We start from the raw sequence: 11,761 nt of genomic DNA, 5'->3' as shown, positions 1-11,761 counted from the left end.
ACCCAAATCACCGCATCTGCAGGAATAGCGCGAGCGCGTTACGGGCACTGTCCGCGAAATGGTCGTAGATCGCGCGGGAGACCTCCGCGATGACAGGCTGGCGATCTCGGCCGCCTCGAGCGAACACCACGACCGCGACGCGGCGGCCATCAGGCATGGTGATGAACCCGACGTCATTGGTGATACCGTCGAGCGTACCGGTCTTGTCCTCCACCCGGGTTCCCGCGGGTAGCAGGGCACGGATACGGCGCGTACCCGTTTGACAGCGGCTCATCAGGTTAAGCAGGAAACTACGACTCTGCGCTGCCAGAACGGTGCCGTTGTCGAGCTTGTTCAACAGCGTGACCATGGCGATCGGCGTGGCGACATCCTTGCTGTCGGCAAGGTGGCCACGCTCCCTCAGCAACTGGGCGATGGTCCGGTCCATCCGGATACCGGTAATGCTGTGCGACGACAGCCATCGCTGGATTGCGACCGGGCCCCCCAGCGCGGCAAGCAACTGGTCGGTCGCCTGGTTGTCGCTATGGACGATCATCAATTCGATGACCTTCGCGGCGGGACGGCCGACGATCAAATCGCCGAGCGTCCGGCGGCCCTGATCGACATCGGCAAGGTAGGCGGCGGCAATCGCGATCTTGACCGTGCTCGCCATCGGAAACGGCGTGTCCCCCCTGACGGACGCGGTCGAGCCATCACGAAGATCCAAGGCTGCGATGCCGTAGTCACCGGAGCGTTCCGCGACCAGCAAACTCAACACGCGCTCGAGCCCGGTAGGCGCGACCGAGGTTGCCGACGCCGGCGCGGCAACGAGAATGCTAGCCGCGATGCTCGAGAGAAACAGGGAAGAAAGCCGAGGTGCGCGCATCAGTCGTCCTTGAGTGTCGTCCGTCGGTGAGATGGCCATCATAAACAGAAAACCTGAACACTTCATGTTGAATGCCGGCAAGGTACGAACAACGGCTGATCGCCCACGCCTGTCACGGAGCCAGCTATGTCCCCGCATCCAGCATGCCCGTCCATTACTTAACAGCTAAGGCCGGCTCGGCGACACTGTCAAAGACGTGCGAACAGGTCGCCGATCGACGCGACGAAGTGCGTGCTCATCGCTGCGATCGCCGCTTCCGGGTCACGGTCGGCGATCGCCTGCGCCAGTACGTGGTGGTGCGCGAACACGGCGCTACGCTGGCGCGCGGTGGTTCGTGTAGCCCAGGCGGCGGGGACGGCATGGACCATCATCGGTGCGAACGAGCGGACGATCTGCAGGAACAGCATGTTGCGTCCCGCCTGCGCGATCGCCTGGTGGAACGCGATATCGTGGCGGGTCAGCGCGTCGACATCGGTACCGGCCGCTTCCATCGCCTCGGCCAGACCGACGATGATCCGCGCCTCTTCGTCGGTACGTTCGATCGCGGCGAGTTCGGCGGTGCGGAGTTCCAGCGTGCGGCGCACGTCCCAGATCTGCACCATCGATATCTGTGCCGTCGCCACCGCGTGATCGAGCGACGTCGCCATCACCGAACCGTCGATCGCCGCGACGCGCGCGCGACGGCCGTTGCCCACGTCGATCAGCCGCAGCGCCGCCAAGGCCCCGAACGCCTCGCGCAGCACCGGCCGGCTGACACCCAGTTCGGTCGCGAAATGCCCCTCCGACGGCAGCGTGTCCCCGACCTTCATATCGTTCGTGCGGATGTGCGTGCGGACCGCATGGACTGCCTGATCGACGAGCGAGCCGCCCTCGACTAGTCGCAGGCTCGCCGCGCTCATGCCGCGAGCCGTGGTGCGCGCAGCGACGACGGGGTCGTGCCGAACTGCCGCGAGAAGGCGCGCGTGAAACTGGCGTTGTTGAGATAGCCACACTGGTACCCGATCGACGATACCGGCAGGTCGGTCGCGATCAGCAGCTGACGGGCCGCCCCGAGCCGCCGGTCGAGCAGCGCGTCGGCGACGGTGCAAGCGAACATGTCGCGGAAGCCGCGCGTGAGCTTGGCCCGGTTCAGGCCGCAGGCGCGCGCGATCGAGTCGAGCGTCATCTTCTCGCCCCAGCGCTCGTCGATCATCCGCTTTGCCGCGACGATCCGCTGGCTGTCCCGCGCGGACAATTGCCCCGCGCCTGCGAGTGGGACGAGGTCGTCCTCGACGATCCGCTGGAAGGTGATCGACAGGAGCTCGATGCATTTCGCCGACCGGTGCGTGTTCCGCCAGGGCTCGGGCAGCGCGCACTCGCGGATCGCGGCGACGATCATCCGCATCTCGCTCGGTAGGTGGCAGGCCACGTCCACGTCGGGCGCATAATCGAAGACCCGCAGGCAGGCACCACGTTCGACCGCCAGGACGAGGACCGCCTGCCCCTCGATAGGCACAGCGCCGGTGGTGACGGTCACGCACGCCGGTGCGTCCTCGCCCAGCGTGAAGCACAGGACGACCGCGTCCGTAGAAACAGCCGTCGGATCGACCACGCCCTCGCCGATGAAGGCCGCCATCTCGGGCGACACCGTGACCCGTTCCTTCTGCATGCTTTCCTCGCCCAACACCGATCTCCAATTCCCGATTGCCGGGATTGGGTCGATCATGCAGCTATCGGATAGCTCGTGCAAGAGCTATCTTACAGGTCAGGCCGTTGCCGATACAGGGGCGTGACGCATCGCCATCGTGAAGGCGATGACGGAGATCGCGCTGGTCACCACGCCGACGATCGCGAGACCTTGCGCGAGATGCGCCTCGCCGCCCAGCATGCCGCTTGCCGCCGCGACCAGCGTCGGTGCGAGACCGTAGCCGATCAGCCCGGCGATCGCGATGAACGCGCCGATGCACAACCCGCGGAGTTCGTTGGGAATGAGCACGGTCAACGCCACCGAGGTCACGACACCCGTCACCGCGCCGCACGTCACGAGAAGACCGACGGCGACCCCGAACAGCGGAACCGAGGGCATGATCGGGAACAGCGCGGCGGGCACGCCGACCGCGGCGGCAACGATCGCACCGATCAGCAAGCCACCGCGTCGCCCGCTCTTCTGTCCCCGGTCGGCGGACAGGCCACCGACGATCGCACCCACGACGCCCGAGCCAAACAGCAGCGTGCCCATCCATCCGGCGAACTGGTCGGGCTGCAGGTGGAAATTGCGCGACAGGACCGGCGAGACCCAGATCCCCGCGGCGGCATCGGCCATCACCACGCTGATCTGGCCGATGAACAAGGGGATCAGGAACACGCGACGCGCCCAGAGTTCGCCAGCGACGACCTTGAACGGCGCATGCGTGCCCGCCGCAACCTCCTGTCGCGCCGGCTCGCGCAACAGGAACAGCGGCAGAATGGCAATCACGCTGATGACCGAGAGGCCCAGATGGACGCTGCGCCACGGCATCATGCCTGCGAACCACGTCGGCGCGCCGCCATGGGCGAACAGGCCGAACAGCGCGCCTGACAAGCCCAAAGCGAGCGCGACGCCGAGCGACTTGCCGAGGTTGACGATCAGCATCGCCCTGCCCCGCTGCGTCGGGACGCAGAAGTCTGCGCACAGCGACAGCGCCGCGGTCAAGGCGCCGGTCGTGCCGATCCCGGTCAGCATGCGCGCGACGAACAGCAGCGGCACGCCGTGCGCGAACGCGGTGAGCACCGTGCCCAGCGTCCAGACTAACGCGAGCGCGATCATCATCCGCACGCGGTTGTAGCGATCGACCAGGATACCGATCGGGATCGAGAACACCGCGAGCGGCAGTGCCGCCGATAGTCCCTGGATCAGGCTCAGCGTATAGTCGCTAAGATGGAGTTCGGCCTTCGCGCCCTCCTGCACCGTCCCGAACGAGCCCATCATCGTGAAGCCGACCGCCATCGTCAGCGCGAGCGCGAGCAATGGCAACAGCGTCCTTGCGAACGGCGGAGAGGCCGCGTCGATCGGTCGGGCGAAATCGGTCATGTGAGGTCCTTATGCAAGCGCACGGCGCAGTGCCTCGTGGCTGTCGCGGCGCGCCTGTTGCGAGACCGGACCGTCGGCGAAGACATCGAAGGCGTGGTAGCCGCCGGGATAGACGTGAAGCTCGACCGGCACGCCCGCGCGGATCAGCCGTGTCGCGTAGTCGATGTCCTCGTCGACGAAGAGATCGAGCGCACCGGTCGCGATATAAGTACGCGGCAGGTTGCCCAGATCGGTAGCACGCGCAGGCGCGGCGTAGGGCGACACGTCATCGCCACCGGGCGCGTGGCCGAGCAACGAACTCCAGCCGAAGCGATTGCTCTGCGCGGTCCAGATAAACTCACCGGCGTACGGATGCGGCGGTGCGGTGCACGTACGATCGTCGAGCATCGGGTAGATGAGATGCTGGAACGCGAGCGCATACTCACCACGGTCGCGCACCATCAGCGCCAGCGCCGCGGCATACCCGCCGCCTGCACTCTGCCCCATCACGCCGAGCCGCGTCGGATCGATCCCGAGCCTGACGGAATTCGCGATCGTCCAGGCGAGCCCGGCATAGCAATCCTCGATCGGACCTGGAAAGTTCGTCTCGGGCGCGAGGCGATACTCGACCGACACCATGATGCATTGCAGGTCGGCGATCAGCGGACGGACCAACGGATCATAGTCGCTGACCTTGCCCATCACATAGCCGCCGCCGTGGATGTGATAGATACAGGGCAGGACGCCAGCGACGCCCACCGGGCGGAAGACGTGCAAATCGATATCGGGCGCTCCGGCAGGCCCTGGAACCGTATGGATCTCCAGCGTCGCCAGCAACTCGTCTGCCGGCGGCAACATCGAGGGCCGGTCACGCATCGCCGGCAGGATGTCGTCCGTGAGCGATATCCGCGGCAACATATCCAGCAGTGGGCGGAGCGTAGGGTCGACGAGGTGCAGGCTGTCCATATCAAGTCCTTCTTCCCCCTCCCTGGAAGGGAGGGGTCGGGGGTGGGTCGACGCGGGGCGCACTCTAGCGCCTGCCAATAAGACGACCCACCCCCAGCCCCTCCCTTCCAGGGAGGGGAGCAGTTTCAGAACGCAAAGATCTTGCCGGGATTGAACAGGTTGTCGGGGTCCAGCGCATGCTTCAGCGTCCGCATTAGATCGACCGCATCACCCAGTTCCGCGACCAGCCAGTCCTGCTTGCCGATGCCGATGCCGTGCTCGCCGGTGCAGGTGCCGTCCATCGCCAGCGCGCGCTCGACCATCCTTGCGTTGATCGCCGACACCTCGGCGAGCTCCGCCTCGGACTCCGGATCGATCGAGAAGACGACGTGGAAATTGCCGTCGCCGACATGCCCCAGGATCGTTGCGGGGACCGACGATGCCTGCAGATCGGCCTTGGTCTGGCCGATGCACTCCGCCAGGCGGCTGATCGGCACGCACACGTCGGTCGCCCAGCCGACTGCGCCGGGGCGAAGGTTGACCGCCGCGTAATACGCCTCGTGCCGCGCCTTCCACAGCTTCGAGCGTTCCTCGGGCAGGTTCGACCAGCGGAAGTCGCCGCCGCCGTTCGCCGCCGCGAGTTCGCGCACCGTCTCGGCCTGTTCGTCGACATAGCTGGGCGAGCCGTGGAATTCGAAGAACAGCGTCGTCAGTTCGGGGTAATCGAGCTTCGACCAGGCATTGACCGCCTTCATCTGCATGTCGTCGAGGATCTCGACGCGAGCTAGCGGCACGCCGATCTGGATCGCCTGCACCACGGTATCGACCGCGCCGTTCAGCGTGTCGAAGCTGCATACTGCGGACGAGATCGCCTCGGGAATGCCATGTAGCCGCAACGTCACTTCGGTGATGATGCCGAGCGTCCCCTCGGAGCCGACGAACAGCCGGGTGAGGTCATACCCCGCCGCCGACTTGCGCGCGCGGCGGCTCGTGCGGATCTCGCGCCCGTCGGGCGTCACCACGCGCAGGCTCAGCACCGCCTCGCGCATCGTGCCGTACCGCACCGCGTTGGTCCCGCTCGCCCGCGTCGCCGCCATCCCGCCGATCGTCGCATTGGCGCCGGGATCGATCGGGAAGAACAGCCCCAGGTCGCGGATATGCTCGTTCAGCTGCTCGCGGCGGACGCCGGCCTGCACGGTGCAGTCGAAGTCCTCGGCGTTGATCGACACGATCTGCGTCATCTCCGACAGGTCGACCGACACGCCACCCTGCACCGCCAGCGTGTTGCCCTCGATCGAGGTGCCAGCGCCGAATGCAACGATCGGCACCTTGGCGGCGGTGCACAGCTTGACGAGATCGACCACCTCCTCGGTCGATCGCGCGAAGACGACCGCGTCGGGCAGCATCGGTGCGAAATGCGCCTCGCTGCTGCCGTGGTGGAGCCGCATCGCGTCGCTCATCTGGAGCGCATCGCCGAACCGCTGCTTGAGCGCCGCGACGAACGCCGGGTCGAGCGGCGCGCGCTCTATGGGGTCGAAGTGCATGGTCATCCTAGAACCGGAAGCTCGCGCGCACGCCGTAGCGCCGGCGGTCGCCCTGGATGGCGAGGTTCGACGCCAGCGGCGCGAGCCCGGCGCGAACCAGCGCCGACTTGTCGATATAGCTTTCGATGAACTTGGTATTGAACAGGTTGGTGCCGAACGCCGTGACGGTCAGGCCACTTGAGAAACGAAAGCCGAGCGAGGCGTTGGTGATTGCATACGCCGACAGCCGTGGCGCGACATTGGGATCGAGCGAGGAGCCGATCCGGCTGCCCTTGCCGAAGATACCGGCGTCGAGCAGCACCGCATTCTCGCCGACCGGCACGGTGTAGGTCGTGTTGAAGTTAAAATTGTAATCGGGCGTGAAGATGATCCGGTCGCTCGATACGTGGACGCCGGTGGTCGCGAAATACTGGCTGTCGTCGGTGATGCGGGCATGGAGATAGGACGCGCCGGCATCGATCCGCCACTGGTTCGTCACGCGCAGGTGCGCCTCCACTTCGGCGCCGTAGCTTTCGACGGTGCCGGTGTTGAGGTTGATCGCGACGAAGCCCCCGCTGGTGTTGGGCGCGAGCGAGTTCTGGCCGATGAAGTCCTTATAGTCGTTATAGAATACGTCGGCGTTGATCGTCAGGCGACGGTCGAACGCGTCAAACTTGGTGCCGAGTTCGTAGGTCCAGACGTTATCGCCCTTGTAGGTCGCATCCTCCGGCCGCGTACCCGGACCGTTCTGGCCACCGCCGCGGATACCCTTGGCGACCGAGGCGTAGCTCATCACCGCCGGCGTCCAGTGCTGCGTCAGCGTGACGCGCGGCTGGAACTGGTCCTTCTTGTACTCGGGCGCCGTGTACGGCGTCGTGCCGTTGACCTGGCTCGCGACCAGCTTCTGGTGATCGTACCGGCCGCCGACGGCGAGATCGAGCGTACCGACTTTCAGGAACGCGGTGGCGAAGATCGCGCGCGTGTCGTTGCGGACATAGGTCGACGACGGCGTGGTCGAGGGCGGCACCGGGAAGGTCGGCCCCAGCAGCGCGCGGAAATCGATCGTCGTCAGCTGATCGCTCGTCTGCGTGTAGCGGTTGCCGTACAGCCCGATCAGCGTCGAGAACGCATCGCTCCACTGCGTATCGAAGCGCAGTTCGGCGGTCTTGGTCTTCAAGGTCGAACCGCCGCGGGTGCGAAGCAGGTCGACCGCGCTGAAATCACCGTCGTTGATCCCGGCGACATTCTTCTGGTTGTAGGCGCCGATCGCGGTGATCTTGGTCTTGAGCGAGGCGGCGTCGAACTCGCCCTTCACGCTCGCACCGTAATAGTCGATCACCGCGCGGTTCAGGACGTTGGTCGCGCCGTCGAGGCGGTAATCGGTCGGCCCGGCGACATGGATATACGACGTGCTGCCGCCCGCGGTCCGGTCGTAGTTGCCGTTGACGGTGAACACCGCCCAATCGGCGGGTGTGAAGCGCAGCGTGCCGCCGACGCTCTGCTGTTTCAGCGGGTTCATGTCGCCGATCGTCAGCGTGTTGCGCATGAAGCCGTCCTGCTCGTGGTAGGACGCGCCGATCCGGAACTGCAGCAGGTCGCGCACGATCGGCCCGCTGACCGAGCCCGAGACCGACGCGTAATTGTCGGTGCCGGCGACCGCGGCGTCGAACCGCCCTTCCCATTCGTTGCCCGGCTGGCGTGTGATGACGTTGATCGCGCCACCCAGCGTGTTGTTGCCGAACAGCGTCCCCTGCGGCCCGCGCAGCACTTCGATCCGCGCGACGTCGACGATCGGCGAGTTGAGGTAGGACGTGTTCGGCTGATAGACGCCGTCGATGAAGATGCCGACGCCTGGCTGGACCGTATCGATCAGCGTCGTACCGATGCCGCGGATCGAGACGAACGCGCGACCGACGCTGTCCGAGTTGATGTTGAGCCCCGGCGTGTAGGACGCGATGTCCTTCACCGTGTTGACCTGCAACTCCTTCAGCCGGTCGCCGGTGATCGCGGTCACCGCGATCGGCACGTCCTTCAGCGACTCCTGGCGCTGGCGGGCGGTGACGACGATGTCATCGGAGCTGACGGGCGTTGCGGTCTTGGCCGTATCGGCGGCGTCCTGCGCGAAGGCCGGTACCGTGGCGAAGGCGGCGGCGGCGCATCCTGCGGCGAGCAATGTCTTAAAGCGCATTGGATCCTCATCCCTGTAGAGCGCCGATCCATTGCCGGCTACTTCTACAGTCAGAGCTATCCGATAGCTTACCTGTATGAAAGGTCTCGCGCTATGCCGTCCGGCTCGCGGACTTCGCCGATCGGTGCGTTACCAGCAGCTATAGCCGCCGTCGGCGAATACGATGCTGCCGGTCATCAGGCTCGCCGCATCCGAAGCGAGGAACGCGACGATCGACGCGACTTCTTCGGGTTCGCCAAGACGGCCCTGCGGCGTGCCGTCGATCCAGCGCTTGTACATTTCGCCCTCGCGATCCGCGAAGCCGTTAAGAACGGTGTTGATGTAGGTCGGCGCGACCGCGTTGACGCGGACGCCGCGTGGCGCCCATTCGGCGGCGAGGCTCTTGGTAAGCTGGTGCACCGCGGCTTTCGACGCGTTGTAATAGCTTTGCGGCTGTGGCCGGTTGACGATAAATCCGCTCATCGACCCGACATTGACGATCGCGCCCCTCCCCGCCGCCAGCATGTGACGGCCAAAGGCGCGCGCACACCAGAAGGTGCCGTTTAGATTGACGTCGAGTACGTTCAGCCAATGCTCGTCGGCGACGTCTTCCGCTGGGGTTTCACTGCGCGCGATGCCGGCATTGTTGACGAGAATGTCGATCGCCCCGAGCTGATCGGCGACCGTGGTGACGCGTGCCGGGTCGGTCACGTCCATCGCGATACCGTCGACCGCATAGCCCTTGTCCGCGAGCACCGCCTGACCGGCCGCGATCGCAACCTCGTCGCGGTCGGCGATCGTCACGTGCGCGCCCATCTCCGCCAGCGCTTCGGCACAAGCCAGGCCGATCCCCGCCGCGCCACCCGTCACGAGGGCACGGCGGCCGGTCAGTTTCAGTCTTTCGAAATACATCGTCGGTCCTCAGGGCAGGAAGGGTGCGGCCGGCATGACGGGCTCATGTCGCGCCCCCTGCCGGACAAGCGAATAGACCTGCCGTGTCTCGGCATCGAATTCGACCCAGGGCAGGCGGCCGTCGGTGGCGAACCGGATCCACAGCGCGTGCATCCGCTCGGCGAGATCTTGCGGCGGATTGGGTCCGCACAGACCCTGCTCGCCGGTCGCGCACGCCAACGTGTCGAACACGAACGGCAGCTCCATGCCGTGCGACGCGCCTAGCTCGCCGCCGAACATCGGCGAGCGCCAGTCGAACTCGTACATGTGCGTGCGCCCCTTGTGCGCCTCGGCAAACCGCCGCGCGGGCCAGCGAAAGACCAGATCGTTCATCGCATCGGTCAGCGCCTGCCCTGGCTTCCTGCCCTTCGTGCCGATCCCGTACGCCTTCAGCACCTTGCGCGCATGCGGTTGCGACTTGTGGAGGACATAGGTCGCCAGCAACCGGCCGATCTTGTCACGCACGCCGGTGGGGACGAGGTACAGGTTCATCTCCTCGGCATTGGTACCGATCAGCAGGTCCACCTCCGCGCCCGCGCCGTTCGCCAGCGCATCGAGCGGACGCTGGGGCAGCACGTCGTCGCCGTGGACAGGGACGAAGCGGCTTATTCCGAACACCGGTTCGTGGCCCGCCTCATCTCGCAGATCGATCCGCGCAGTCGGTGCCGATACCGCCTCGACCGCGTCGATCAGGCGGTCATACGCTACGCTGCCAAAACCTGCCGCGTCGGGCGTGATTTTCAGGATCTTCGCGAGCTTCTTCACCAGCCGCTGCATCACCGGGACCGACCGCGTCATTCCGCCGTGGCCGCTCTGGACGATCGCGCGCCGGAACAATCCCTTGGCGAGCGGCGAGGCGATCAGGTCGGCGATCGCCATCGCACCCGCGGACTCACCGAACACCGTGACGTTGCCCGGATCGCCGCCGAACGCGGTGATGCCGTCCCGTACCCATGTCAGCGCCGCGATCATGTCGCGCAGCCCAAGGTTGGTCGGCACGCCCGGGATCGGCAGGAAGCCGTCGACCCCCATCCGATAATTGATCGCGACGCAGATCACGCCGTCTCGCGCGAACGTGCTGCCGTCCTGCACCGGCGCATCCTTGCTGCCGATCACGAAGCCGCCGCCGTGGATGAACACCATCACCGGCAGGCCGGTCCGGTCGTCGTCGGGCCGCCAGATATTCGCCGTCAGATAGTCGTCACCCGGCGCCCAGCCCTCGCCGATCAGCGGCACGGTATCGAGGCCGGGAAACGCCTTGGTCCGCTGCGGCGCATTGGGTCCGGCCACCGTCGCGTCGTGCACGCCTTGCCACGGCACAACCGGTTGTGGCGGCGCGAACCGGTTCGCACCCACCGGCGCCGCGGCGTAGGGCACGCCGAGGAACCGCCGCACGTCGCCCGCGGCACTCCCCTGCACGATACCGTCGGCGGTCGAGACGATGGGTTCGCTCACGATGTTCTCTCCTCCCGATCCGCAGCCGCGGTCGAGGGATAAAGGTAGCAGCCCGGTACCGCACGTCGCGAACTCACGTTATGCGCATCGTTGCTTTTATCGTGCAGTCCGGTGGGCCGACGAGCGCCCGCGTCACCAGGCCCCGGTCCCCGTCGCGCCCTGCTGGTATTCGGCGATGCGCCGTCGGGTCGCCGGCGATGTCGTCTCCGGCAGGTCGCCCAGCGGGAACCAGCCCGCCTGTTCGATCTCCCGCAGGTCGGCGCGGGCGAGAACACCGCTCGCTCCGGTTCGTACGACGAAGATCACGATGTGGTCGTCCTTACCCTCCCCGCGGCTGTGATAGACGCCGAGCACCCGCTCGATCACCGGGTCGGCGATCGCCACTTCCTCGGCAAGCTCGCGCAACAGCGCGGCCGCGATACTCTCACCCTTCTTCACGCCGCCGCCCGGAAGATACCAGTGATCGGCATAGGTGTGCCGTACCAGCGCGACCCGCCCGTCGCGGTCCAGCAGCAGCGCGCGAACGCCGATCGTGCGCTGCTTGGCGATCCGCCAGACCAGCCGCGCCGCCTTGCCGATCAGTCGATGACGTACACCCACGCACTTGTTCCCCAACCGTTGATCGCCACTTCGCAAGCGTACGCGCAAACCTGCTTTGCCGCGCCGTATGCTTCTCGGTGGGCACAGCCATGCAGCGGACGGGCACAGCAAATGGTTTCGTCGCTTGCGCCGAACGCGCGCAGATTGCGACCGCTCCCCCGAGATCCGAATCACCGGGGGAGACGCGTCGGGACGACGTCATCCTGCCGCGTTTGCCATCCCGAACA

Annotated in this window: 10 protein-coding genes; all 10 read right to left on the bottom strand. The window is 66.2% G+C overall.

Features of this window, described 5'->3' with window-relative positions:
- Positions 1 to 7: 7 nt before the first annotated feature.
- The 10 genes from AC1MH0_RS01625 to AC1MH0_RS01580 all read right to left on the bottom strand — a co-directional run bounded on the left by AC1MH0_RS01625 (position 8) and on the right by AC1MH0_RS01580 (position 11,534).
- Positions 8 to 946, bottom strand: a complete 939-nt coding sequence (locus tag AC1MH0_RS01625) for a serine hydrolase (RefSeq protein ID WP_480964412.1) — start codon at positions 944 to 946, stop codon at positions 8 to 10.
- Between the two features lie 107 nt (positions 947 to 1,053).
- On the bottom strand, positions 1,054 to 1,764 hold the full coding sequence (locus AC1MH0_RS01620) for a FadR/GntR family transcriptional regulator (protein ID WP_480964411.1): 711 nt from the start codon (positions 1,762 to 1,764) through the stop codon (positions 1,054 to 1,056).
- Complete coding sequence (locus AC1MH0_RS01615) at positions 1,761 to 2,513, bottom strand: helix-turn-helix transcriptional regulator (protein WP_480964410.1); 753 nt, start codon at positions 2,511 to 2,513, stop codon at positions 1,761 to 1,763. Before AC1MH0_RS01615 ends, AC1MH0_RS01620 begins: the two co-directional genes overlap by 4 nt.
- A gap of 96 nt (positions 2,514 to 2,609) precedes the next feature.
- Positions 2,610 to 3,914, bottom strand: a complete 1,305-nt coding sequence (locus AC1MH0_RS01610; RefSeq protein ID WP_480964409.1) for an MFS transporter — start codon at positions 3,912 to 3,914, stop codon at positions 2,610 to 2,612.
- Positions 3,915 to 3,923: 9 nt separating this feature from the next.
- Complete coding sequence (locus AC1MH0_RS01605; protein WP_480964408.1) at positions 3,924 to 4,859, bottom strand: alpha/beta hydrolase; 936 nt, start codon at positions 4,857 to 4,859, stop codon at positions 3,924 to 3,926.
- Positions 4,860 to 4,984: 125 nt separating this feature from the next.
- Positions 4,985 to 6,388: an FAD-binding oxidoreductase gene (locus AC1MH0_RS01600; protein WP_480964407.1), complete on the bottom strand. Its 1,404-nt coding sequence runs from the start codon at positions 6,386 to 6,388 to the stop codon at positions 4,985 to 4,987.
- Between the two features lies 1 nt (position 6,389).
- A complete protein-coding gene (locus AC1MH0_RS01595) occupies positions 6,390 to 8,549 on the bottom strand; it encodes a TonB-dependent receptor (protein WP_480964406.1) in 2,160 nt (719 codons plus the stop codon).
- 129 nt (positions 8,550 to 8,678) lie between these two features.
- Positions 8,679 to 9,440: an SDR family NAD(P)-dependent oxidoreductase gene (locus tag AC1MH0_RS01590; RefSeq protein ID WP_480964405.1), complete on the bottom strand. Its 762-nt coding sequence runs from the start codon at positions 9,438 to 9,440 to the stop codon at positions 8,679 to 8,681.
- A 9-nt stretch (positions 9,441 to 9,449) separates the two neighbouring features.
- Positions 9,450 to 10,934, bottom strand: coding sequence for a carboxylesterase/lipase family protein (locus tag AC1MH0_RS01585; protein ID WP_480964404.1), 1,485 nt, complete (start codon positions 10,932 to 10,934; stop codon positions 9,450 to 9,452).
- A gap of 132 nt (positions 10,935 to 11,066) precedes the next feature.
- On the bottom strand, positions 11,067 to 11,534 hold the full coding sequence (locus AC1MH0_RS01580) for an NUDIX domain-containing protein (RefSeq protein ID WP_480964403.1): 468 nt from the start codon (positions 11,532 to 11,534) through the stop codon (positions 11,067 to 11,069).
- Between the last annotated feature and the right edge of the window lie 227 nt (positions 11,535 to 11,761).

The organism is Sphingomonas sp. AP28 (assembly GCF_056680455.1).
Note: the sequence above shows the minus strand (reverse complement) of the source record. Positions and strands in the feature narration are given on the sequence as shown.